We start from the raw sequence: 26,015 nt of genomic DNA, 5'->3' as shown, positions 1-26,015 counted from the left end.
GTTCAGATAACATCGTCATCAAAAGTGCTTTTTACTGCTCTGAGAATATTGTGCGGAATTGAATAGATTTACGTTTCTGAAAAAAGAAGATTTTCACCTATTTGGCAGGATGGCCGCTGTCAAAAAATTAATCCAAAACGAACACAAATCCTAGAGGGATTCTGCTGAGGAATATTTTATGCAAAATCAATATTTACGTAAGCAATACCAGAACTCAATATACGAGCAGACCAGCTTAAACCACACCAGTACAAGAAAAGGCTGAGCAAGCACCCTGAAGATTCAATCGTCGTAATAGGGTTCAACAGAATCCACCCGCATCGAGTAAGCAGCGACCGCCATGTCGTTCTCTACCAATTTGGTGGACATTTGTCCCTCGATCCAAAATGCATCCATGATGGTTTCCAACTCAAACCCTTCTTTTGAAGTGGAATAAACAATCTGGTTCGGCGGTGGCGGTGGGTAGTGCAGGCAAGCGCCAAAAAACGGCACCAGAAAGAACTCGGTGACACGTTGCTGTTCGTTGTATTGCAGCGGCACCACAAACCCTGGGATTCGCACTAGGCGTTTATCAAACTCGTCTTTCACGCGGGTCGAAATCAGCGCCTGCTCGTAGGCAGACAGCGGTGCATCCTCTTGCAACTGCAGCTGCAATTCACTGCTGATTTGATCGGCCAAGTCACCCTCAGCCACCGTATCCAGTTGCTCCGGTGGTGCCAACAGCGCTTGTAAATCCTGATCAGGAATCAGGTCGGTCCATTCAATCTGCTGGTAATCTTTCGCCTGCAGCAGCTGCGCCAAACACAACAGCCAAATCAGCGTGATGCCGTGAGTAAGTGATCTCGTCATTTGCAAACTTTTACCTGCCTGATACATGACTTTGTTATACGATAACACAACCCAATCATGCCCGACATTGCTATGATCTCCATCCATGAGTTGCAGTTCAGCTACGCCGATCAAACGGTACTCAACATCCCTGCATGGCAGATAGAACCCGGCGAGCGCGTGCTGCTGCACGGCGAGTCTGGCAGCGGCAAATCAACCTTGTTGCACCTGCTGGCAGGGTTAAGTACGCCGAACACCGGCGCTATTTGCATCGGTGAGCAGACCATTAATCAGCTGTCAGCGCGTCGGCGCGATGCGTTTCGAGCACGCCATCTGGGCTTTATTGCCCAGCGTCTTAATTTGATTCCCTATCTGTCGGTATTGGATAACGTGCTGCTCGCTGCCCACCTAAGCCACACGGCAAAGCGTGACTCAGCCCATGGCGGTGTGCGCACGCACGCCATCGAGCTGTTGCAGCAAGTGAACTTACCTGAGTCGCTGTTTCATAAGACCGCTCAGCAGTTGAGCCTCGGGCAGCAACAACGCGTTGCCATTGTGCGTGCCATGATTCACCAGCCGTCAGTCATTCTCGCTGACGAGCCCACATCGGCATTGGACAGCCATAATCGTGATCTGTTTATGCAGCAACTGCAGCAGCTGTGCAGCGCTAATAACATCACCTTGGTTATGGTCAGCCACGACTTGACCCTGGCAACGCACTTTTCTCAGGTGCAGGCGCTGACCGATATCAATCAGACAGGAGCGGTGTAATGTTTTGGCGTGTCGCTTTTTTCAGTTTAATGCACCGCCGTGGAGCCGCGCTGTTAACCCTGTTGGCCATCGCCATCAGTGTGTTTACTCTGGTCGCCGTCGAGCATGTACGCCAGCAGGCAAAAACCTCTTTTACGCAAACGGTATCCGGCGTTGATTTGATTGTCGGCGCGCGCGGCGGCGATATTAATTTGCTGCTGTACTCGGTATTTCATCTCGGCAATGCCAACCGCAATATGTCGTACGACAGTTTTTTAACCTTAAAAAATGCCAGCGCGGTTGATTGGGCCATTCCACTGTCGATGGGCGATTCGCACCGGGGATTTCGTGTTATTGGCACAGACCAAGCGTTTTTTCGCCACTTTCGCTATGGTCAAAAACAACCACTGAGTTTTACTGCTGGCAGTGCGTTTCAACATCAAAATCAAGTTGTTATCGGCGCCGCCGTTGCTAAAAAGTACGACTATCAACTCGGTGACGAGCTGGTGATCGCACACGGTTTAGGGCGCCAGAGCTTTGCCTTGCACGAGCAACACCCCTTTGTGATTAGCGGCATTTTACAACCCACCGGCACACCGGTGGACCGGGCCTTGTACGTCACCCTGGAGGGGCTAGAAATCATACATCTGCCCTCCCATGCCAGCACTAAAAACGTTACGCCCAGCAGCATCACCGCCACGTTATTAGGGCTGGAGTCTCGCCTGCGTACTTTCCAAGTACAGCGTCAAATCAATGAGTCACAGCCTGAACCGCTGATGGCCATTTTACCCGGTGTCACCTTAAGCCAGCTGTGGGACAGCCTAAATCTAATGGAAGATACCTTGCGTATTATTGCCTGGCTGATTTTGATCGCCGCCTTTTTAGGCATGGGTGCCACTTTGTTAGCGTCCATGCGCGAGCGCCAGCAGGAACTGTTGGTATTGCGCACCTTGGGCGCTCGCCCCTGGTTTATTGTGCTGCTGATTCAAGCTGAATCCCTGCTGATCACCAGTGCCGCCATCACTCTGGCCCTGACCCTGCTCAGCGTCGCTTTAGCCGTCGGCCAAAGCCTACTCAGCAGCCAGTTTGGCATTCATATCAGTGGCGATTTTCTGCACAGTGATGTGCTGCTGACCTTGGCAGGCATCCTAGTCGTCAGCTCATTGGTGTCTCTCTACCCGAGCTACAAAGCGTATCGCCTGTCGTTGGCGTAGTGCTTAACAACACGGTGCTGCAGCACCGTGCACGCTCTCACCGCTAAATCCGCTGTCAGCCGGCTCTGGCCATGCCAGCAGGGCTGGCGCTGCTCATCCCCCATTAGGCCACTCGTGCCTTGGTTCATACAGCCAATCAATGGTTAGCAGCCCTGCGCTGAGCTTTTGCCAGTTTTTGCCAATTCTCCTGCCATAAACCGTCATGGATGAAGCTAGTCAGGTCGGAGACACTGGTGTTAAATAGCAACAATAAGAGATCAATCATGGAATTCACCAACGTACCTGCCATCGTCACCGGCGGCGCTTCTGGTTTGGGCGAAGCCTCAGTGCGCACCTTAGCCGCCAAGGGTTGCAAGGTCGCCATTCTCGATTTAAACGAAGACGCTGGCCGTCGAGTCGCCGAAGACGTTAACGGCTTATACCTGCATTGCGATGTGTCGTCGGCGGACAGTGTTGAAGCCGCTTTTGCCGCCTCGCGTGAAGTTCATGGCGCCTGCGGCATTGCCGTCAATTGTGCCGGCATCGCACCGGCGAAAAAAATACTCGATCGCGATGGCAAACCCATGCCACTGGACGCTTTTAGCCAAGTCATCAACGTCAATTTAATTGGCAGTTTTAATGTGCTGCGCGTCGCAGCTGCCGACATGGCCAGCCGCGAAGCCAACAGCGATGGCGAGCGCGGTGCCGTGATCATGACCGCCTCCATCGCCGCGTATGAGGGCCAAATTGGTCAAGCGGCATACAGCGCATCAAAAGGCGGCGTCGTCGCCATGACACTGCAGTCGGCACGTGAACTGGCGCGCCAGGGCATTCGCGTCAATACCATAGCTCCGGGGATTTTCATGACGCCCATGATGGCCGCCATGCCGCAAGAGGTGCAGGACAGCCTCGCCGCGACACTGCCATTTCCACAACGCCTAGGCGACCCGAAAGAGTTTGGTTTAATGGTGCAACAAATGGTGGAAAACCCAGTGCTGAATGGCGAAGTCGTACGCTTGGATTGCGCTCTGCGCATGGCACCACGTTAAGGAGAGTACCATGAATATTCCTCCTCACGCCGAGCAAGAATTCGTTTTATTTCGCGACAATGTGGTGAAATTTTTACAGGCCGAAGTCGCGCCTCACTATGCACAGTGGGAGCTGGATGGTCTGGTGCCGCGCGAGCTGTGGCGTTCGTTGGGTGAAGCCGGTTTATTGTGCGTCGATGTGCCAGAAGCACACGGTGGCTTTGGCGTGCCATTTGATTATTCCGTGGTGATTAGCGCAGAAATGGCGCGCTTGGGTTTTGGGGCACTGGCCACCAACGTGATGGTGCATTCCGATATTGTTGCACCCTATTTATCTCACTTGGCCAACGAGCAGCAAAAACAACAGTGGCTACCGCGTATGGTAAGCGGCGATGCCGTCGGTGCCATTGCCATGACCGAGCCCGGCGCCGGCAGTGATTTGCAGGCCTTGCGCACCACCGCCGTTAAAGATGGCGACGATTACATCATTAATGGCTCTAAGACCTTTATCACCAATGGTCAGCACGCCGATTTAGTCATCGTGGCTGCCAAAACAGACCCACATGCCGGTGCCAAAGGCGTGAGCCTATTTTTGGTGGATACCGTATTACCGGGTTACAGCCGTGGGCGCAATTTAGAAAAAATTGGCCAGCACTGTGGCGACACGTCAGAGTTATTTTTTGATCAATTACGCGTACCGGCTAGTGCTTTATTAGGCGAAGAAGGCCAAGGCTTTGTCTATTTGATGCAGGAGCTGGCGCGTGAGCGCTTAGTGATTGGCGCCTTGGCATCTGCCGCAGGCCGCGGCGCCATCGAACAAACCATTGAATACTGCAAAGAGCGCAAGTTATTTGGCCAGCGTTTGGCTGATTTGCAAAATACCCGTTTTCGTCTGGCAGAAATGGAAACCGAGGTACGCATCAACCAAGCGTTTATCGATCAGTGCATTGATCTCTACAACCGTGGCCAACTCGATGCCGCCAGCGCGTCGATGGCCAAATACAGTGCCACTGAAATGCAGTTCCGTGTCGCCGACGGCTGTTTGCAGCTGTTTGGCGGCTATGGCTATACCAGCGAGTATCCTATTTCTCGTGCATTTGTCGATGCTCGGGTGCAGCGCATTTATGGCGGTGCCTCTGAGGTTATGAAGGAAGTCATCGCCCGCTCATTGCTGGGCAAAACAGGAGCCAAATCATGAAAGACAACGACATCGTCATTGCCAGCGCCGCGCGCACCCCGATGGGCGGCTTATTGGGCGCACTCAGTGACGTCAGCAGCCCACAACTGGGCAGCGTCGCCATTGGCGCCGCCATCGAACGCTCTGGCATCACCGCCGCGGATATCGATGCCGTCATTATGGGCTGCGTATTGCCAGCAGGTTTAGGGCAAGCACCCGCACGTCAAGCCTCACGTGGCGCCGGAATTGCCGACAGCAGCGGCTGCACCACGGTCAATAAAATGTGTGGCTCAGGCATGCAGGCGGTGATTCTAGCGCACGACCAAATCAAAGCAGGCAGTGCGAACATCATGGTCGCTGGTGGTATGGAAAACATGAGCCAGGCACCGTATTTATTGCCCAAAGCGCGCGCGGGATTGCGCATGGGACACGGTGAAGTAAAAGACTCGATGTTTCTCGACGGCTTGGAAGACGCCTACGAAGGCGGCTTGATGGGCAGCTTTGCCCAGCGCAGCGCCGACGACTATCGCATTAGCCGTGAGGCCATGGACGAGTTTGCACTGCAATCGCTAAGCCGTGCTCAAGCCGCCATTGCCAACGGTCATTTTGATAATGAAATCACCAGCGTGACGGTTCCAGGGCGTAAAGGCGATATCGAAATTCGCATAGACGAGCAACCAGGCAACGCACGGCCGGATAAAATTCCAACGTTAAAACCCGCCTTTAAAAAAGACGGCAGCATCACCGCCGCCAACGCCAGCTCGATCAGTGACGGCGCCTCTGCTCTGGTATTAGCCAGCCATGGCGCGGCACAAGCACACGGCATGCAACCACTGGCACGCATTGTCGCGCACGCCACTCATGCCCAGCTGCCCGCTGAATTTACCCTGGCGCCTATTGGTGCCATTGGAAAAGTACTGGATAAAGCGGGCTGGAATAAAGACGACGTTGATTTATTTGAAATCAACGAAGCCTTTGCCGTGGTCACCTTATTGGCCATGCAGGAATTAAAGCTCGATGCCGATAAGGTCAATATTCACGGCGGTGCCTGCGCCTTAGGCCACCCTATTGGCTCGTCCGGTGCGCGCATCATGGTGACGCTGATTCACGCCTTGCAGCAGCGTGGTCTGAAGAAAGGCGTTGCCTCCTTATGCATCGGTGGTGGTGAAGCCACGGCCGTGGCGATTGAAGTGCTGTAACTCGCAGGCCCTGTTGTAGCTGGCTGTTTTAGCTGGATGTTCTAGCTGGCTATCGCAGGGCCTTCATTTTTCCCACATTGACCTGCCTAAGGTTTACCCTTCGTGTTGGCGATACGCCAGTGGACTAACACCGGTCCAACTTTTAAAGGCGCGGGAAAATGCTCCTGGCTCGGCAAAACCAAGCTCTGTAGAAATATCGGCGATGCTTAAGTTTTGCCGTGTCAGCATGGTCACCGCCTGATCACGGCGCAGATTATCTTTAATTTTTTGATAAGCACTGCCTTCGGCTTTGAGCTTGCGACACAAGGTGTAGGAGGTCATGTGCAGCTGCACGGCCACTTGCTCTAATGTCGGCAATTTAGGCGCCGCACTGTGCTCTAATACGCGCCGTACGCGTGTGGTTAAGCTGTCGTCTTCTCCCGCCCAAATCATCAAGTGGCGAGGGGAGTCGTGCACAAACGCATCCAGTTCGGCCGTTGATCGAACCACCGGCATGGCCATATAGCGTTGACTAAAAAAGAGACTGTTGCGCGCTTGCTCGAAATGACAGCGACATGGATACACAAACTGATATTCATCAAAATGCGCTGGCAGCGCGTGTTGAAACCCTGCCTGACTGAGCACAATGGTCTGATCAATCAGCCAGCCACACAGCCGATGCCACACCAGCAATAGCCATTCTACCAAAAAATTATCCGGGTCCAGCTGCGGCTGAGTATGAGTAATGCTGAGCTCGACCTGCTGCTCATGTTCGATCAGCTCAATAACAATATCGTCGGAAAACAAGTCGTAGCAACGAATACTCTGTCGCAGCACCTCCGCTAGGTTGTCGGCATGCACCACCAGCGACCCCATTAAATGGAAATGGCCTACCCGACACGGCTGGCGGCTGCGCCCCATAAACTCATCGTCCAGTACACGCCAGACCAACCGAAACAGGTTCACAAACTGCTCTGTTGGTATGCGCGCCAGCGGCTCTTGTATCAGACCATAGTCGATACCACGTTGCTGCAGTAACTCCCGCCAATCACTGCGCTGCTGTTGCAGCCCATACAGCGCGGCGCGAGCGTAATGTGAAGAAAAAGTCAGATTGTGCGTCACGGCAGTTGGCTCCGAACGGCAAAAGTTGTCAATTTTTCTGCGCAAACCCGTCATTCAGTGACTATTGAGTGATGACTTAGCATGACTTTTGCGCACAACAAAAACAACAAGGTTGAACTTCAATGTCCAGGTCGCTCCCCAGCTACGCCCTCTTTGCTCAACAATTTTCCAGCGATGCCATCGAAGCGCAGTTTCATGGCAACTTTACCGATGGCATCAATGTTTGCCAGGAAATCTGTGACCGTTATGCCAGCGATGCCAGCAAGGTGGCCCTGCGTTATCAAACAGCCGCCGGCATTGATGGCGAGATGACCTTCGCTGAGCTGCAGCAACAGGCGGCGCGTTTTGCCAATTTTCTAAACGCCCAAGGCATTGGCCGGGGAGATCGCGTAGCCTGCCTGCTGCCGCGTACGCCACAGCTACTGATCTGCATTCTCGGTACGCTGCGAGCTGGGGCAGTATATCAGCCTTTGTTTACCGCGTTTGGCCCAGGTGCCATCGACTACCGGTTGCAGCAAGCCAATACCCGCCTGATCGTTACCAATGGCGAGCAATGGCACAAGCTCGACGACGTCAGTGCCTCACCGCTGACCATGTTGGTGGACAATCTACCTACGACTAGCAAACAGCCAGACTTTTATTTGCATGAGCAACTGTCGCACTACAGCGACGATTTTACGCCCGTGCTGCTGCAGCTAGATGATCCCTTTCTGCAAATGTTTACCTCCGGCACCACCGGTAAGCCCAAGGGCGTGGCGGTACCGACCAAAGCGCTGATGGCATTTTACGTTTACATGAAATATGCCATTGGCCTGCAAGCGGATGACCAGTTCTGGAATCTGGCCGACCCTGGTTGGGCGTACGGCCTCTACTACGCGATTATTGGCCCATTGTTATTGGGTGTGACCACGCACTTTAATGAAGCCAGCTTTAGCGCCGACAATACACTGGCTTTTTTACAGCGATATCGCATCACGAATCTTGCCGCGGCACCGACGGCGTATCGTCTGTTAATGGCAAACGATGAGTTATTTGATGATTCTGCCAAATTGCAGGTTAAACGTGCCAGCAGTGCGGGTGAGCCACTCAGCCCGGAAATTGTCAATTGGGCGCAACAGCGCTTGGGCTGTCGCTTATGTGATCAATATGGGCAAACGGAAACTGGCATGACCTCGGCTAATTTCCACGCATTGGAGCACGTCGAACGCCCGGCCAGTATGGGATTTCAGCTACCCGGTTATCGTCTGGTGGCCCTTGATCCGAAAGGCAATGAAGTGGCTCCGGGTGAAAGCGGCGAATTAGCAGTTGATATGGAACACTCGCCGCTGTTTTTCTTTGACGGGTATACCTGGAATGAAAAAGCGCCCTATCAGGGCCGCTATTATCTGACTGGCGATATGGTGGTCAGCAATGGCGACGGCTCACACAGTTACACGGGGCGCGATGACGATATCATTGCCTCAGCAGGCTATCGCATTGGGCCAGCGGAAGTGGAAAGCGCATTGATCGAGCACGATGCGGTCATTGAAAGTGCTGTGGTCGGCAAACCCGACGATAAACGCGGCGCCATTGTCAAAGCCTATGTGGTTGTGCGCTCCAATTACGAAACCGATCAGCAATTGGCTGAGGAACTGCAACAACACGTGCGCAATACGTTGTCGATGCACTCGTATCCGCGCGAAATTGAGTTCGTCGATGAGCTACCAAAAACTTCCAGCGGTAAAATTCAGCGCTATTTATTGCGCCAGCAAGCCGAAAAAGAAATTAGCGACGCCACTTCGGCTTAAATCTTAGCGATATCTCGAGGGACCCCAGCCAGATCATGGCTGGGGTCTCTCCTGGAGTCAGTACTAGGTCCTGTACTGGGTCCTGCACTGGGTCCTGCACTGGGTTCTATGCTGGAAACTGACGCGCTAAAAGTGCAATGTTCCGCAACTTTTCACGCGCAGTGATCTTGCCCCGATAAAACGGACAGCGAGCTGAAACCAAGTCACTGCGTTAGCATGTTGTTGCTCGGTTTATTGCTCAGCTAGAGTTGGATAATCGATATAACCCTTGGCACCCGGCACATAAAACGTCTCAGGATCCGCCTCGTTAAGCGGTGCGTCTAACCGGAAACGCTCGACCAAATCCGGATTAGCAATGTAAGGAACACCAAAGGCGACGGCATCAAACTTCTGCTCGACAATGCCTTGGTTGGCTTCATCGCGGCTGTAACCCATATTACTCACCAAATTGCCCTGATACAGCGCTCGCGCCGCTGACACCACATCACCTTGCTGCTCGGCCATAAAGTCAGCACGCATCAAATGCCAGAACGCCAGATCCAATTGATTAAACTGCTGTGCCAAATAGCACGTCATTTCAATTGGGTCGCTGTCTTTCATGCTGTTAAAGCTGTTTAGCGGTGAAGTTCTTACCGCTACCCGCTGACTGCCCCACACATCACTCACCGCTTGCAGCACTTCCAACAATAAACGCGCACGATTTTCCAGTGAACCACCGTATGGGCCGCTGCGCTGATTGCTGCCGTCGCGTAAAAAGTTGTCTAACAAATAGCCGTTGGCACCATGGACTTCGACACCGTCAAAACCGGCCTCTTTGGCGTTTTCAGCCGCCTGTCGAAAGCCCTCGATAATGCTTGGTATTTCATCATCGGCCAAAGCACGAGGTACGGTGTAAGGCTGCTTACCCGCTGGCGTATGCACTTCACCATCAATCGCCACCGCACTGGCTGCAACTGGTGTTTTACCGCCATTTAAATCCGGGTGACTGGCCCGTCCGCCATGCCACAACTGCAAAATGATCTTACCACCGGCTTTATGCACCGCATCCGTGACTTTGCGCCAGCCGGCAATTTGCTCAGCGCTGTAAATGCCGGGTTCAGAAATAAAGGCTGAGGTGTCCGCCATCGCCATGGTCGCTTCGGCAATAATCAGACCGGCACTGGCACGCTGCGCATAATACTGTGCCATCAAATCCCCAGGCACATGGTCCGCCTCTGCACGCACACGGGTCAAAGGAGCCATTAGTACGCGGTTGTTCAATTGTAACGCTCCCAGAGTCACTGGGCTTAGGAGTTCGGTTGCTTCACTCATCTTGCTTGGCCTTATCGGTTTTAATGGTTCACCTACAATGGGGACACCAGCTAACAGCCACAACCGAACCAACTGACAACAGGCTGTATCATTTATATAAACAATATCCGGCTTGAAACATCAGATGCACTTCGAGATATATCTTTCAACAATATCCTTATTCGAAAATATAATTTATTGATTATGGCCAACTCAATCGGTCACTAAAACGTCAGCCAGCTAACAATCAGAAGGTAGAAATCAGAAGACTAGAGACTAGAAGCGACGAGGAAGAATCATTAAAGACAAAAAAGCCGCCAAGGGATAACTCCCCAGGCGGCTACTACAGAGACTGAAAGGCAGACGAGTGCTTAGGAGCGTTTCTCCGCCGAGCCCTTCGACAGCGCGGTCATCGCCATGTAAAACACCGGCGTAAATAACAAACCAAAGAAAGTCACGCCCAACATACCGGCAAATACAGCGTTGCCCATGGCTTGGCGCATTTCTGCACCGGCGCCGCTGGCCAGCACCAGGGGTACAACACCTGCGGTAAACGCAATGGAGGTCATTAAAATCGGACGCAAACGCAAGCGACATGCTTCCAAAATGGCGTCCAAACGAGATAAGCCACCACTTTGTCGATCGCGTGCAAACTCGACCATCAAAATGGCGTTTTTACACGCTAAGGCCACCAAAACGATCAAGGCAATACGGGTGAAAATATTGTTGTCTCCCCCAGCCACAGCGACGCCCAATAACGCCGATAAAATAGTCATCGGCACGATCAGGATAATCGCCATTGGCAAGGTCAGACTTTCGTACTGAGCGGCGAGTACCAAGAACACCAGCAATACCACCAGAGGGAAAATATACACCATGGTATTACCTGCCAGAATTTGCTGGTAAGTCACTTCCGTCCACTCGTAGTCGATGCCGTCTGGCAGATTTTCCGCAAGGATTTTCTCCATCGCATGACGAGCTTGATCAGAGCTGTAGCCAGGTGCCGGGTTACCATTGAGCTCAGCACTCATGTACCCGTTGTAACGCATCACCCGGTCTGGGCCTGTGGTGGGGGTAATTTCCACCATGGCGCCCAGCGGCACCATATCGCCAGCGCGATTACGAACTTCCAAACGCAGTATCTGCTCCGGGTCGAGACGATACTGAGCGTCGGCTTGGGCATTGACCTGGTACGTTCGGCCAAACAGGTTAAAGTCATTAACGTAGACAGAACCCAGATAAATCTGCAGCGCATCAAACACTTCGCTGAGCGGCACGCCCTGCAATAACGCTTGCTCACGATCGACACGAATGTCCATTTGCGGTACTTGAATGCGGAAGCTGGAAAACAGGCCGGTCAATGCAGGATCTTGCCAGCCCAGCCCTTGTACATTTTGCAAGGCCGCAAACAGCGTATCAAAACCTAGGTTGCCACGATCTTGCAGCTGCAGTTTAAAACCACCTGTGGTGCCTAACCCTAAGATGGGTGGCGGTGGGAATACGGCAACAAAGGCTTCGTCGATGGCACTGAACTGACCATTTAACGACCCGGCAATGGCGAACGCGCTTTGCGCAGGATCAGTACGCTCTGAGAAATCCTCCAGCGGCAAAAAGACAATGGCCGAGTTTGAGGCATTGACAAAGCCATTGACCGACAAACCAGGGAAACCAATAGCGTTGGCGACACCCGGAGTTGCCAGGGCTTTTTCCGTCATTTCGCGCACCACTTGCTCAGTACGATCCAAGCTCGATGCGTCCGGAAGCTGCGCAATGGCCACCAGGTACTGTTTATCCTGTGCTGGAATAAATCCGCCCGGCACGTCATTAAAGACTTTGCCCGTCAGTGCCAATAAACCAAAGTACACCAGACCAACAATGGCACCGAAGCGAACTAAACGACGAACAATGCCCTCGTATGCATCTGAGCTTTTATCGAACAAGCGATTAAACGGACGGAATAACCAGGCGCCAAACAGAGCGTTCATACCGCGCGTCAAGGCATCCGGCTTTTCGTCATGGCCCTTCAGCAAAATCGCCGACAGCGCGGGTGACAAAGTGAGCGAGTTAAACGCTGAAATCAGTGTTGAGATGGTAATGGTCAGTGCAAACTGCTTATAAAACTGACCGCTCAGTCCTTGAATAAAGGCCGTTGGAATAAATACCGCACACAGCACCAAAGCAATGGCAATGATGGGCCCAGTCACTTCGGTCATGGCTTGTTTGGTGGCCGCCACCGGAGACAAACCGTTGCCAATGTTCCGCTCGACGTTTTCCACAACCACAATGGCATCGTCCACCACAATACCAATCGCCAACACCAGACCAAACAGCGACAAGGTGTTAATCGACACGCCCAACCACTGCATCACGGCAAAGGTACCAATCAAGGATACCGGCACAGCAATCAGTGGAATAATCGACGCGCGCCAGGTCTGCAAGAATAAAATCACCACCAGGACGACCAATACAATGGCTTCCAGCAGAGTGTTAATCACCGCTTCAATCGAGCCGCGTACGAAGATGGTGGGATCGTAGGCAATGTCATAACTCATTCCTTGCGGGAAGGACTGCGACAGTTCTGCCATTTTCGCCCGCACCGAATCAGACAACTCAATGGCGTTTGAGCCAGGGCGTTGGAAAATCGGAATCGCGATGGCGTTTTGACCATCCAGCAATGAGCGCAGTGCATAGGTATTTTCGCCCAGCTCTACTCGCGCAACGTCTTTCAGCCGCGTGATCGCACCTTGCTCACCGATGCGGATAACAATGTTTTCAAATTCTTCAACACTGCTCAGTCGTCCTTGGACATTCAGCAAAATCTGAAACTGATTTTCGCGCACCATGGGCTGTGCACCCAACGTACCGGCAGCAACCTGGCGGTTTTGCTGGCGTACGGCATTAACCACATCGCCTGCCGTGAGTCGACGCTCAGCCAGAGCATCAGGCTGCAGCCATAACCGCATGGAGTAGCTACCACCACCGAATAGCTGCACGTTACCAACACCGGGCAGCGCTTTTAATTCATCTTCGATGTACAGATCGCCGTAGTTGGCCAAGTAGCTGTTATCGCGTGAGCCATCCGGTGAAAAAATATGCACCACCATGGTCAGGTTGGGCGATGATTTTTCTACGGTGACGCCTAAGCGCTGCACTTCTTCGGGCAAACGTGGCAGTGCCGTGTTCACACGGTTTTGCACTTGCTGCTGCGCACGATCCAAATCGGTACCCAGTTTCAGCGTCACAATCAGCGTCATACGGCCATCGGCCGTCGCTTGTGACGATACGTACAAGAGATTTTCCAGCCCTGTCAGTTCTTGCTCCAATGGCGCAGCCACGGTTTCGGCAATGACTTTAGGGTTCGCACCAGGATAACTGGCACGCACTTCAACCGTCGGTGGCACCACTTCCGGGTATTCACTGACGGGCAGTTGAAATAATGAGATACCGCCGCCGATTAAAATCAGCAGCGATAATACCGACGCAAAAATCGGCCGGTTAATAAAAAAATGACTAAAGTTCATGTTTGTTCTCGTCGACCGGCGTCATTAGCGCGCTTGCGCTACTGACTGCTCAAGTTCGGATGAAATGCGTGTCTCGGGTAATACCTGCGCCAACGCCGAGGTATCGATCGTTACGTCACGCGGTTCAATCGGCATACCTGGGCCAACACGGGCTGGGCCATTCACGGCAATGCGATCGTCGCCGTTTAACCCGGTTTCAATCACACGCAAGGTGCCAATGCGCGGGCCTAACGTGACCTGGCGATATTCCAGGGTATTTTCTGCATTAACCGCCAGCACAAAGCGATTCTTTAAATCCGTACCAATGGCCGTTTCTGGCACCAACACACTGCTGATCTTTTGCTGTGGAGCAATGCGCACACGCGCAAACGCGCCTGGGCGCAATTTATTGTCAGCGACGTCAAAGGTTGCACGAACACGCAAAGTGCCAGTATTAAAGTTCACTCGGTTGTCGATAAAATCGAGCATGCCCATGTGTTGATAGTCATTTTCGCCAGTCAGCTGTAAATACACCGCCAGCTGGGTGGCTGCAGTGACATCGGAAAACTGCGCATTCCAACTGCGCTCGTCGATATCAAAATACGCATGCACCTGCTCGGTGGAGACCAATTGCGTCAGCACGCTGGCATTCGCGTTTACCGTATTGCCCGGCTGAATAAAGGCATTGGAGACACGGCCATTGAGTGGTGAGCGAATGTCGGTGAACTCCAAGTTCAACTGTGCAGCTTGCAGTGCTGCTTCCATCGCCGCCAACTCTGCTTGGCGTTGCTGCGCTTGGAATACCCGCGCATCGGCTTGCTCTGCGGCCATGGCATTGCTGGCACGCAAGCGAGTACTGCGGCGTTCTTCCAGTTGCGCTTGCTTTAACGCCGCCAACGCCGCATCGCGCTGAGCGGTCAAGCGATCGACCTCGGCTGCGTACGGGCGTGGGTCTAATTTGACCAGCAAGTCGCCTTGCTTGACTTCAGCGCCCTCCACAAACTCGATGGACTCGATCACACCGCTCACCCGCGGGCGCACTTCCACCGTTTGCGGTGCTTGCAGCCGTGTGGTGAATTGACTCCAATCGATGATGTCCGCGCGGACAACGTGCGCCACATCAATCGGTTGTAACGGCGCAGCAGACGCTTGCGGTTCTGCCGGTTCAGATGAGCACGCCGCCAGCAGCAAGGATGCCAGCAACAGCACGATCATAGATTTTGTTGGTGATTTCATACTTTCCTCCCCCAGTTTGCTGCACACTGTAGGAGCAAGTTGCGATCACAACAATAATCTATTAAAGAACATCTTTGTTCCATTTAAAACAACAGATGTCGCCTTTCGCCCTGAGTTAGCCCTGAATCTTCCTGCATCGATGATGCAAGTGCTGGCCACGCATGGGCTATCGCGCCTCTGCGGCAGACAATCTGCGCCTCTGGCTCAGCATATCTGACAGGCCATTTAGGTAGTTTCCAGCTCGAGTCAGACCGGCAGAGCCGCTATAATCGCCGCCCCCTTATTACCCGGCCAATCCCATCGCTGCAGCCCTGGCCATACTGAGATTATTTATGTCGTTCGCCGAACTGGGTCTGTCACCCGCCATTCTTCAGGCTATTGAAGAACAAGGTTACCAACAACCATCCCCCATCCAGCAACAAGCCATTCCAGCCGTATTGAGTGGGCGTGATGTGATGGCTGCTGCGCAAACGGGCACAGGCAAAACCGCAGGGTTTACCCTTCCGATTCTGGAAAAACTCAGCGCCGGTGAGCGCGCCCGTCCGAATCAGGTGCGTGCTTTGATTGTTACTCCAACACGGGAGCTGGCAGCGCAAGTGGGCGACAATGTGCGTGCTTACTCTGAGCATTTGCCGCTGACGTCGGCGGTGGTATTTGGTGGCGTTAAGATCAACCCGCAAATGATGCGCCTGCGCCGCGGTGCCGACGTATTGGTGGCCACACCCGGCCGCTTGCTGGATTTATACCAGCAAAATGCCGTGCGCTTTAAACAGCTGGAAGTGCTGGTACTGGACGAAGCCGACCGCATGCTGGATATGGGCTTTATTCACGACATTAAAAAGCTGTTGGCCATCTTGCCGAAAGAGCGTCAAAACCTGCTGTTTTCGGCCACCTTCTCTGACGACATTCGCGCGCTGGCGAAAAGTCTGACCAATGATCCGGCGGAAGTGTCGGTAACCCCAGCCAACAGTACAGCGAAAAAAGTCGAGCAGCTGATTCACCCGGTGGATAAAAAGCAAAAGCCAAAACTGCTCAAAGCGCTGATTAACGAGCACAACTGGCAGCAAGTATTGGTGTTTTGCAAAACCAAACATGGCGCCAACCGCCTGACCCGCTACTTAGAAGAAAACAACATTACCGCCGCTGCCATTCACGGCAATAAAAGCCAAGGCGCACGCACTCGGGCACTGTCGGAGTTTAAATCCGGTGATATTCGTATTCTGGTGGCCACCGACATCGCTGCCCGTGGCATCGATATCGACCAACTGCCGCAGGTAGTGAACTTTGATTTGCCCAACGTCGCCGAAGATTATGTGCACCGCATTGGTCGTACTGGACGCGCTGGTGCCAGTGGCCAGGCCTTTTCTCTGGTGGCAGCGGATGAAGTGAAAGAGCTGTCGCAAATCGAAAATCTGATCGGTAAATTGCTGGAGCGCGATTACGTGCCTGGCTTTGAACCGGTACACGAAGTGCCGCAAACCACACTTCGTGCAAAAGCCAAAAAGCCCAAGAAACCGAAGAAGCCTAAAAGCCCGGGCCATCAAGGTGGGCAAAAAGCCGTTAGCCAGCATCATCAGCGTGCTAACAAGAACACAGCAGCAAAACCCCGCCAGCAGCGCGGTGGTTCCGCGTCTCAAAGCAAAAATGGCGCCGCCAATCCTGCTCGTCGGCCAAGGCGCCGACCAAGCTCAGCGGCACAATAACAGCCACCGCACTATACCCTCCCCACAACCCTCTCGGTGGCCTACGGTGCGGTGGCCACTACCTCAGTGCTGACAGCCCATTGGCCAAGGGTGCGTCCATGCTTCATCGCCACCTGGGTCTACACTGAACAGCACGGTGGTGAAGCTCACCGCCCAGCCAAAGCCCACATCCGCAGGAGCAGCGCATGTCAGCAAAGCACGTCATCAGCAGCCTCTGCTTATATTGCATGTGCTTGCTATTGCCGTTACATGCGCAGGAGGAAAGCCAGATTCACCAAGGCAGCCAAACACAAGAAGCGCTGCTGATCGGTACCGAACACTACCCTCCCTATGAAATGGAGCAGCCCATCGAGGGCCTGCGTGGCTTTGACTATGAAGTGGTGAGTCGCGTCTTTGAGCAATTGGAACTGGATATCGATATCCAGTTTTATCCGTGGAAACGCGTGCTACATTACGCAGAAAGTGGCCACATACTGGGCATCATGACCTGCGCTTATCGCCCCGAGCGCGAAGCCTTTATAATCTTCTCGGACCCCATCAGCGACTATAACGATGGCTTTTATGTGCGCAGAGGGTTTGCAGCAAAAAGCATTACCAAGCTTAGTGATTTTCGTGGCACACGAGTGGCGTCGGTAGATGGCTACGAGAGCTACAAAGCCTTGGTGAGCGCCGGTGCGCAGCCAATAAAGTCGAAAACCACTGAGATGGCGGTACAAATGTTAAAACGTGAACGCTTCGACTATTTGTATCTGGGTCAGCAAGCCACAGACTTTGTTATTAAAAAGTTAGGAATGAGCGAGAGTTTTGACTTTTACAGCTTAGAACAACACTCGTTCTACTTTTGCTTCTCCAGACAGCACCCCAAAGCGAAAGCGCTGGTCGATGCCTTTAATCAGGCATTAAAGGCGTTAAAAGCAAACGGCGAATACCAAGCCATTCATGCCAAATATCGTTAATGCAAGGGTACAAAATCTGCTAACAGCGGCTCTGAGCGTCACGCTCAAAAGCAGGCAAACATTACATGCGCGATAGCTGCTCGGCCATACGGCGCGCACCCACGCTCACTTCAGAAATGGTTTGATCGGCTTCGATAATCAGTTTCTTACTGTGCTCGGACTTTTCTTGAATCGCCAGCATTTTCTGATTGGCCGCTACAGTGAGCTTACTGTTCTCTCCGACCAACTCATCAATTTCAATCGTCGACTGCCCAGTGCGAGAAGCCAGAGAGCGCACTTCGTCGGCAACCACAGCAAAACCGCGCCCGTGCTCACCAGCGCGCGCCGCCTCAATCGCTGCATTGAGCGCCAACAAGTTGGTTTGCTCAGAGATGCCGCTGATGGTAGACAAGATATTAGAAATCCCTTCCGATTGCTGGCTGAGATTCCCCAAAATCTGCATTGCTTCTTTGACGGTTTCGTCGATACGTGTGGCGGCTTCTACCGATGCCTTGAGCACCTCGGTGGCTTTTGAAGACACCTGCAAGGTTTCATCAGAAGTGGACTTAACCAACTGCTGAATTTCATTTTCATGGTGGACGCGATCAGTAATATCGATGGCAAATTTAATATTTTTGACCACATTGCCATGATCATCGAACACTGGATTGTAAGAGGCTTCGATCCAAATGGAACGACCGCTTTTGGTCACACGTTCATAAATACCGCTGCGGATATTGCCAGAGCTGATATCTCGCCAAAAATTTGGATTTTGACGATAAAATTCGTCTCGGCAAAAAATACGGTGATGTTTGCCCTGAATTTCGCTCAGCTTATAACCGAGGCCATTTAGAAAATTTTCGTTGGCGGTTAGGATATTGCCTTCGGTATCAAACTCAATCACAGCAAACACGCGGTGAATGGCTGCTTGCAGATGACGCAACTCTTGCAGTTGCTCATACTGCTCACTGATGTCGTTTAACACCACCAGTGTTTCACGCCCACCTTGCTCCGACGCCGTCATGCCATAACGCTCTGCAAAGGTCTTTAGCTGGCCGTTTTTCAATCGCCGCTGGCACACCTGCTGGCGCTGCTCGCCGGGCTTCAGTTTGGCCACGGCATCCTCGCCAGCCCCCTGTACAACCCCCTGCACATTGGCCATGCTCAAAGGCTGCCCAATCCACTCACGCTGCGAATAGCCCGTCACAGACTCGAACAATGGGCTGACCTCGCGCACCATGCCCTGCTGATCCAGACGCGCCCACGCGACCAAACTTGCCATTGCAGCCCACTGAGCTGCCAGGGAGCTGTTTTGGCGCTCTAACGCTTGCAAGCGCTCTTTGTCTTCCGAGTTCAAGCCAAAACGAAACATGTGAGCTCCCATCTCTGATTGGACGTGACAGCCTCTCAGGTAGAAGCTAATCCCTACCAAAAGCTAGCCCAGCGTCGCACCATAGGCAAACAGACCCTAGACCGAGCACCTTTAAGACTCACAAATACGGGTGACGCTCTTTACACAACTAGAATACCCAGCGATATCCGCGCCTTACCGTTTCCAAAGACGCATACTGTTATCAATGCGCTCAGCAATCGCTTTGGCTTCTTCCTGCGTGGCATAGCCGCTGAGCAGCTCAATACGCAGGTTCGGTTGCTGCAACGAAAACGTCACATAAGCAATGTCACTCTGTATGCCATCAATGGGTTTGAGTTCATACTCGACACAATGACCGTGTGCCAATACGTGGGTGGTGTGCTGCAACCGGAAACCGAGAATACTGTAGTAAGTATCGATTTTGCTGGTTCGAATCTCACAGACATGACGCCCGCCGACTAACATCGCCGCAACAATAAAAATGGCCGGCATGGTTAGGAATAACCCCAAGACCCACCCGCCAAATAAAAAGAAGACCAGCAGCATGCCTACCACTATGGCTACTTCCGTCCACTGCGCGCGCCGCGACTGAGCCACCAGTTCCAACCGCCCTGTCAGATTGTGCAGGGTTAGATTGCTGGTGAGCGCTTGTTCAAGATCAACGTGATGATGGCTTAATGCGCGGGTGTACATGGATTGCGTGCTCTGACCCGCCAAAGACGTTTCCGCCGATTCCTTGTACAGCGCCTCGCCAGTGAGTTGCTCGGTAATGACATTGCTGATCCACAAGGCGTCTTGATAACTGCCAATTCGCCTTAATAAGGATAGATATTTTCCTTGGTAGAAAATACAAATTTTAAAATCGATGGTGGTATTCTCTTCACTACCGTATCGCCCGTCTTCCAGAATCATCAGGTCTGGGCATTGCTCTGCACTGATGGTTTGCTGCGAGGCCAAAAATCCAAACCAATAAGTACTAAGCAGCATCTCACCACGCTTTACCGTCAAGGAATATTTGCGCGCACTTCTCAGTATCCACATGGCTGCCATACCGCCGCCGAATAAGGCAATAAAACCTATCAGTTGCCAATCAATGCCAGCGGGTTGCTGACTGCCCCGATAGAGCTGCGTGACGATCAAAGTAATGGGGAGCAGCAAAAACGGCAGTACTAAAGCATCGGAGCGCTTACGTCGGTTCAGCAGCCGCAAAGTATCCTGCTGCTGGTCGATATCCACCCAGCGTTGGGCTGAAGCCCTAGCGTATTCAGCATTGTCTTTTATCGGCTCTGATGAAGCATCGGCGGCTGCAGTGTTTGCCTTAGTGCTGCTAGTGGTGTCGGAGATGACCGTTTCACTGTCCGTTGTAGTTATGGTCTCGCTCGATTGTTCGCTGCTAGCGTCGCCAGACTCTGGCTCTTGCAGATTAGCTTTTGGCTGCGTTGTGCCGGCTAACTTGGCTGCGGCGATACCTTCTACAGTGCCCTGTGCCGGATTGTCTGCTGCACTTTCTAGCTTGCGGTCTAACGTACTTTCTACCACGGCCTCGGTGCGGCTCGATTGCCCTGCTGCATCAAACAAAGCGGCGAAGGCTCGGTCCGGTTTTTTGCCTTGCAGAATGGCCATTAGATCCATCAAGGTCGGCGGCTGCGATGCACTGCTATTGGCGACAGTAAGAGTCCACCTACGCTCAAACGGCGTGTCCCGCCCGTTAATGCGAACCATACCGCGACAGTGCAACTGCCAATATACCTCTCCTGAGGCAACGTACGTGAAGGAAGCCGGGCTGTCTTTGGGCGGCTCAAACTGGCATGTCAGGCGAGTGTCGCCAGACGGTAGCACCTCAGCCTGACATAAACGCTGCTCTTGCCATAAACCCACCTCACGGCTGCTCAAAGGCCGGTTGCCCGGATCTCTCTGTTCACTGGCAACGCAACGCAACGTCGCCGTCATTTGCCCCAGCAGCTCACCTTGCACGGTATACGAGGCGTCAATACCTGTTTGTACATCTAACGGTTGTGCAAATGATAACGGTGTTTGGCCAATTTTCCGAAAACGCCACCAAGGTATCGCTGCTTGGCAAAACTGAAATAACAGCAAGCCGATGATCGCTAACGGCAAGGCTATCCAGGGAGAGTGCCAGTTTTCTGCATTCAGCAGCATCCGGGAAAAATAAATCAGCACACCGATAAATACCACCAACCTTACCAGCATGCGTTTTTTTAATGTGTGCCGCTCGACACTGCTTACGCCATCGTTTTGCTCTTTTTTATCCTGAGGGCTGGCCTGGTCCTGCATAATATCCACGCTCGCCAACCCGTCAGGGGGTTTACGCCCCAACATGCGCGCCAAGCCAAATAACAGTGCGGCTGTCAGCGATAGGATCAATACCGACATCAAACTGCCTTCAACATCGGTGTATAAAGACAGTGCCGATTCTTCGGGGCGCTCGGCATTGATGAAAACGGTTAAAGCGTCCTGCTCATAGGCCCGTTGCAATGCCTCGGTTTCGCTGCTTCTGGTAATAAAACCGGCCTGCATTTGCCGATTACGATAGGTTTCGCCGTCAAACTGATATTTGTAACTGAAGTCGCCGCGCTGTGGCTGACCATACGTCGCCTCTAGCGGAACGGGAAGCCACTCTTTATTGGACACCGATATGTCAGATATCACCTGCAGTACAGCGATCAGCAATGCCGGCAGCACAAACAAACACAGCGCGATGTATGCCGGTATTTTCAGGTACTTGCCTATCAGAGGGTTTACAAACGCATAGATCAGCCGCTGGGTGTTCATCAACAATCCTTCGAAGTGGGTCATCAAGCGGCGCAAATGGAACCATGAAGGACCAGCACACACAAGCGCCGACACCCAGCCTTTAGCGCTTGATCACAGCATTAGGGCCAGCTACCACTGTTTGGCCCTTTGCTACTGAAAGTCAGCTTTTTCTTGAGCGAGGTATGAGGGGTGTGATTTAACGGGTTACATAAGCAACGAATAACGCGACTCAGGGAAAAACGGACGCCAGCCATTCGGGGTATGGATGAACATCCCTCAATCCGTGTTGTTCATCCTTCATTTAGCTCGCTAAACATCCCTCGTCACGCCTAGCTCGAGGGATGTTCAGCTCATAACAGCGTGATTAGTATAAAAGGGCCCTAGCCAAAACGCTGCTGCAAGTAGCTGATGATGTCTTTCGACTCGTACATCCACACGTCTTGTTTGCCCGGTTTTTGAATGCGTAAACACGGCACCTTAATACGCCCACCCTGCTGCTCCAGCTCCTGGCGAGCTTCGGCGTTGTTCATGGCATCGCGCTTTTCGACCTGCAAACCCAGTTTGTGCATGGCTCGGCGAGTCTTGATGCAAAACGGGCAGGCGGTGAACTGATACAAAGCCAGCTGCTGCAGCTCCGCATCGACAGCGGCCTGCGCCTCTGGGCTGCGTTTCATGCCCCGCCCGCGCGTTGCCACATCCACAGCGGCGATGCTGTAGCCCAAAACATTGCGAATCACTTTTACTAACATAACAGCGTTAAACGGTCCGTTGGAAAACAGGGCGCGATTGTAACAGAGAGACGGCAAGGCAGCAGGTGCCTTGCTAGGACTTGTTAACAGGCTCTAGGAGACGCGTGCGAGGGCACGCGCCAGAGAAACAATTAACGCTCCGGGCACTGCGCCACGTTAGTGACGGTAGCGCCGGCTTGATTGACACTGACGCCATTGTTCACATTCGACAGGTTGGCCACATCCGCCACGCTCAACGTGCCCGCTAGGGTAATGCCATCCGCTGCGGCGCTGATGGTATTGCCGCTGATGGCAAAGCAGTGGTTGGTGTTCTCACCACCGAGGTCCAGCGCTGTTGTTGTAGTGCTGTTGATTTGGTTATTGCTTAGGGTGGCAGACAGCTGCGACGGATCTGAACTGTCGGCCGCGAAGCGCCAGGACTGCAGCGAGGTATTGATGGTCGAGCCAGTAAAATCGACATTCACCAGAGTGTTATTTTCAATGTATAAATCGACCCCCTGCCCCACCGGATTTGTAATGGTGGCGCCGTTAAAGGACCAATCGGCATTCCCGTCGTCGTAATGGGTAAGCCGCAGCACTTCCACCGGCGAGGTCGGATCAATATTGTTCGGGTTACCGTCAGACAGCAGCTGCCCACCGTCAATACGGAAGGTGGCGGTGGCATTGTCTTGCACGTTAACATCCATCGCCTGACCACCTTTAGCGGTGACAATGGCGCTGTTCACACGACTTTCAAGCCGCAAATTTTGTGTCTGTAAATCTAAGTGGGCCGAGTCATTGACCGATAAATCCAAAGTATCTGTGCCCGTATTGGTGCCAACACCGACAATGGTCGTGTTTTGGATGCGTAGGTTGCCGCGACTGCTGTCATAAAACAACATATCAAAGCCATCCGGGCCACCATCAACGTTGGCTATTTGATAAATATCGCCGTTATTCATGGTCAACTGCAATTGGGTGCTGCCATTGGCAGTTACATCGAGGGCATCTGGACCACCACCGGCTGCAGTGCGGTAGACATCTGAAGTCGATGTCCACAGCAGCTGTGCAGTGTCGCTGTTATTGCCACCCAAGGAAACATCCCAAATATCTCCGCTGGTATTGTTGCTGCCAGAGGCGGATTCGAAATGGTTGTTATTACTCACCAGCGTCAGCACAACGGATTCATCCAGTTCCAAATCCATCACGTCGCTGGCAACTAGGTTCTGCGACACGATGGAGTTGTGGCTCACTGTCATACTGGCTGGATCTGAGCCGTAATATTTCACTAACACACCATCTGGCGAGGTGGCCGTCGCTGAACCGACGACGATGTCGTTATTAGTGATGGATAAATCTGTATCACTCAACAGCATCACCATCGACACCATCAGATCATTAAAACGGTTTTGATGCAGCTCAATCGAGCCTAGATTGTTGCCATTCGCCAGCACACCAGCACGCGTGGTATCCACGTTGCTGCTGTCGACAACGTATTGAACACTGGTGATGCCTGACGCATTACCACTGGAGCGAATCTCTAACCCTTGCAAACGGTTATCACCCAACACAGTGATGGCTGGGCCATTGCTAGCGCCATCAATTACCGGGTACTGACTGGCAGCAATATAACCGCCGGCAGCGCTGGTAAAGCTGTCACCGGCGCCGTAGAGGTTAACGCCATACGGCAAGACGAACTGGCCGGTATAAGGAGTGGCCGCAGGCATCACATAGATCTCACCGCTGGCGCCCACTTGAGTGATGGCATCAGCTAGAGATTGATACGGGTTACTGCGGCTGCCATCACCGGCATTGGCATTGTCGCCATCGACAAAGGTAACGCCATTGAGCAACTGCGCATTGCTGACGATGGTGAATGCCGAAATAGTCAGCGGACGAGAGGCATTGCCAGCGGCATCGGTCACAGTGACGGTGCAATTGCTGTAGCTGCCGGCACCGACCGTCAACTGAATCGTATTGTTGCCACTAACCGCCGCGCCAGCGTTGCTCGAACAACCACCGCCCACGGATACACTTCCCGCTTCGGTAGAATGAAACTCGTAATTAACTGCGCTGATGTCCAACCGACTGCCAATCGCAGTCACCTCGGTTAACTCAGGGCTAGTGCCGTCTCGCACGTCAAATGCGGCAATCGCCAATGACTCAGACCGGTTGCCACTGGCGTCCGTTACGATCACAGCGCAGTCGCTGTAGCGGCCCAGCGGCAGTCGATTCATGGTGATTTCATTTTGCCCGGCTTGCACGATCGTCGTTGCACTGGAGCAACCTCCAGTTAACGACAGAGTGCCCGCCTCATCGACGTGAAAACGCAGTACAGGGTTTGCCTGTTCGGTAACATTCGCCACCGGCTGCAGCCCTGATAACTGAGGTGCTGTGGTATCTCGCACCATAAAGGGCGCGATCGCCAGCGTCGAATGGTTGCCTGTGGCGTCGACCACCGTCACCGTACAGTCGCTGTAGGTACCCGCGGGCAAGGTATTTAACCGAATTTCGTTTTCCCCCGCCGATACCGTGATGGCTTCGCTGGAGCAAGCGCCCGACACCAACACTCGCCCGGCTTCGCTGGAGACAAAGCGAAACACTGGTGCGTCGGTGTCATCATGAACGGAGTTTTCGCTGACCACAGTCAGCTCGGGTGCCGCCTCATCGACGATGTTGAACGCCGGTAACAACACGGGAGCCGACACATTGCCCGCCGCATCGGTCAATGTCAGGGTGCATTGGCTGTAGCGGCCAGCCGGTAGCGGATCAAGAGTAATGGTATTGGCACCGGCCTCTACCGAGGTGATTTGCGACGAACAGCCACCGGCCAGCTGCAGGGAGGCCGCCTCAGAGGCAGTAAAGCGAATAACGGCTTTTGCCCCTTCGCTAGTCACAAACGCCGCCTCGGTCAACGTCAGCGTTGGGGCAGACTGGTCCGTTGACGACGACGAACCGCCACATGCGCTCAGCAAAATGGCTGTTGTTGATACCAGGCTGGACTTAATTAACCAATTACTCATTACAAATACCGCTCAACCTCTAACATTGCAGATAACACATCTGCCCGTTTCTATTTGGTGCTTTCCAGACACAGCACTGCCTTGTTTGATGGCGTTATCTAGACAAAAATATCTATTTGATAAAAAAATCAAAAAAGCATCGATCCGGATGCAGGCATTTAGGCGGCGATTTTATCCAACTTACCCATCGTTACAATGGCATTCGGATAAGATAAAGGTGAAAAGCGGGCAAAGTTCGCAAACTGAAACATTGGCCAAAGAACAGAACGGCTACCAACAACCATTCAGCTCGAAAAAGAATACGATTCAAACGTATTAATAAGAACAATGACGCTCTTTTCACGGCATTCGGCGGATATAGTTCCGCTGCGCGTATGGGGTTGAATAAGA

General features: G+C 52.9%; 17 protein-coding genes. 8 read left to right on the top strand and 9 right to left on the bottom strand.

Annotated features, from left to right (window positions below):
- Nucleotides 1-282: 282 nt before the first annotated feature.
- Complete coding sequence (locus CHH28_RS10535; RefSeq protein ID WP_094062051.1) at nucleotides 283-849, bottom strand: DUF3299 domain-containing protein; 567 nt, start codon at nucleotides 847-849, stop codon at nucleotides 283-285.
- Between the two features lie 57 nt (nucleotides 850-906).
- Between CHH28_RS10535 and CHH28_RS10530 the strand changes: the two genes are divergently transcribed.
- From CHH28_RS10530 to CHH28_RS10510, 5 genes are all read left to right on the top strand, one after another.
- Complete coding sequence (locus CHH28_RS10530) at nucleotides 907-1,599, top strand: ABC transporter ATP-binding protein (RefSeq protein WP_233243612.1); 693 nt, start codon at nucleotides 907-909, stop codon at nucleotides 1,597-1,599.
- Nucleotides 1,599-2,792, top strand: coding sequence for an ABC transporter permease (locus CHH28_RS10525; RefSeq protein ID WP_094060271.1), 1,194 nt, complete (start codon nucleotides 1,599-1,601; stop codon nucleotides 2,790-2,792). Before CHH28_RS10530 ends, CHH28_RS10525 begins: the two co-directional genes overlap by 1 nt.
- A gap of 263 nt (nucleotides 2,793-3,055) precedes the next feature.
- On the top strand, nucleotides 3,056-3,820 hold the full coding sequence (locus CHH28_RS10520; RefSeq protein ID WP_094060270.1) for an SDR family NAD(P)-dependent oxidoreductase: 765 nt from the start codon (nucleotides 3,056-3,058) through the stop codon (nucleotides 3,818-3,820).
- A 10-nt stretch (nucleotides 3,821-3,830) separates the two neighbouring features.
- On the top strand, nucleotides 3,831-4,997 hold the full coding sequence (locus CHH28_RS10515; RefSeq protein WP_094060269.1) for an acyl-CoA dehydrogenase family protein: 1,167 nt from the start codon (nucleotides 3,831-3,833) through the stop codon (nucleotides 4,995-4,997).
- Nucleotides 4,994-6,175, top strand: coding sequence for a thiolase family protein (locus tag CHH28_RS10510; protein ID WP_094060268.1), 1,182 nt, complete (start codon nucleotides 4,994-4,996; stop codon nucleotides 6,173-6,175). Before CHH28_RS10515 ends, CHH28_RS10510 begins: the two co-directional genes overlap by 4 nt.
- A 93-nt stretch (nucleotides 6,176-6,268) precedes the next feature.
- On the opposite strand, the gene CHH28_RS10505 is transcribed toward CHH28_RS10510, so the two are convergent.
- The gene (locus CHH28_RS10505; protein ID WP_233243611.1) at nucleotides 6,269-7,276 is read right to left on the bottom strand and encodes an AraC family transcriptional regulator; all 1,008 of its coding nucleotides are present in this window, start codon (nucleotides 7,274-7,276) and stop codon (nucleotides 6,269-6,271) included.
- 122 nt (nucleotides 7,277-7,398) lie between these two features.
- Here CHH28_RS10505 and CHH28_RS10500 point away from each other — a divergent pair, with 122 nt between their 5' ends.
- Nucleotides 7,399-9,063, top strand: coding sequence for an AMP-binding protein (locus CHH28_RS10500; RefSeq protein ID WP_094060266.1), 1,665 nt, complete (start codon nucleotides 7,399-7,401; stop codon nucleotides 9,061-9,063).
- A gap of 231 nt (nucleotides 9,064-9,294) precedes the next feature.
- On the opposite strand, the gene CHH28_RS10495 is transcribed toward CHH28_RS10500, so the two are convergent.
- From CHH28_RS10495 to CHH28_RS10485, 3 genes are all read right to left on the bottom strand, one after another.
- Nucleotides 9,295-10,374, bottom strand: coding sequence for an alkene reductase (locus CHH28_RS10495; RefSeq protein WP_094060265.1), 1,080 nt, complete (start codon nucleotides 10,372-10,374; stop codon nucleotides 9,295-9,297).
- A 350-nt stretch (nucleotides 10,375-10,724) separates the two neighbouring features.
- Complete coding sequence (locus CHH28_RS10490) at nucleotides 10,725-13,874, bottom strand: efflux RND transporter permease subunit (RefSeq protein ID WP_094060264.1); 3,150 nt, start codon at nucleotides 13,872-13,874, stop codon at nucleotides 10,725-10,727.
- Between the two features lie 24 nt (nucleotides 13,875-13,898).
- Nucleotides 13,899-15,089, bottom strand: a complete 1,191-nt coding sequence (locus tag CHH28_RS10485) for an efflux RND transporter periplasmic adaptor subunit (protein ID WP_094060263.1) — start codon at nucleotides 15,087-15,089, stop codon at nucleotides 13,899-13,901.
- 332 nt (nucleotides 15,090-15,421) lie between these two features.
- Here CHH28_RS10485 and CHH28_RS10480 point away from each other — a divergent pair, with 332 nt between their 5' ends.
- The gene (locus CHH28_RS10480) at nucleotides 15,422-16,792 is read left to right on the top strand and encodes a DEAD/DEAH box helicase (protein WP_094060262.1); all 1,371 of its coding nucleotides are present in this window, start codon (nucleotides 15,422-15,424) and stop codon (nucleotides 16,790-16,792) included.
- Nucleotides 16,793-16,977: 185 nt separating this feature from the next.
- Nucleotides 16,978-17,748: a substrate-binding periplasmic protein gene (locus CHH28_RS10475; protein ID WP_094060261.1), complete on the top strand. Its 771-nt coding sequence runs from the start codon at nucleotides 16,978-16,980 to the stop codon at nucleotides 17,746-17,748.
- Nucleotides 17,749-17,809: 61 nt separating this feature from the next.
- On the opposite strand, the gene CHH28_RS20390 is transcribed toward CHH28_RS10475, so the two are convergent.
- From CHH28_RS20390 to CHH28_RS10455, 4 genes are all read right to left on the bottom strand, one after another.
- On the bottom strand, nucleotides 17,810-19,099 hold the full coding sequence (locus CHH28_RS20390; protein WP_199243885.1) for a PAS domain-containing methyl-accepting chemotaxis protein: 1,290 nt from the start codon (nucleotides 19,097-19,099) through the stop codon (nucleotides 17,810-17,812).
- 174 nt (nucleotides 19,100-19,273) lie between these two features.
- Nucleotides 19,274-21,892, bottom strand: a complete 2,619-nt coding sequence (locus CHH28_RS10465) for a hypothetical protein (protein WP_094060259.1) — start codon at nucleotides 21,890-21,892, stop codon at nucleotides 19,274-19,276.
- A gap of 362 nt (nucleotides 21,893-22,254) precedes the next feature.
- Nucleotides 22,255-22,623: a glutaredoxin family protein gene (locus tag CHH28_RS10460; protein ID WP_094060258.1), complete on the bottom strand. Its 369-nt coding sequence runs from the start codon at nucleotides 22,621-22,623 to the stop codon at nucleotides 22,255-22,257.
- A gap of 131 nt (nucleotides 22,624-22,754) precedes the next feature.
- Nucleotides 22,755-25,625 carry a hypothetical protein gene (locus CHH28_RS10455; protein WP_094060257.1) on the bottom strand — a complete coding sequence of 957 codons (2,871 nt, stop codon included), beginning with the start codon at nucleotides 25,623-25,625 and terminating at the stop codon, nucleotides 22,755-22,757.
- Nucleotides 25,626-26,015: the final 390 nt, after the last annotated feature.

Source organism: Bacterioplanes sanyensis (assembly GCF_002237535.1).
GTDB lineage: Bacteria > Pseudomonadota > Gammaproteobacteria > Pseudomonadales > Oceanobacteraceae > Bacterioplanes > Bacterioplanes sanyensis_A.
The sequence above is the reverse complement of the archived record's forward strand: the minus strand, read 5'-3'. Positions and strand labels throughout refer to the sequence as shown.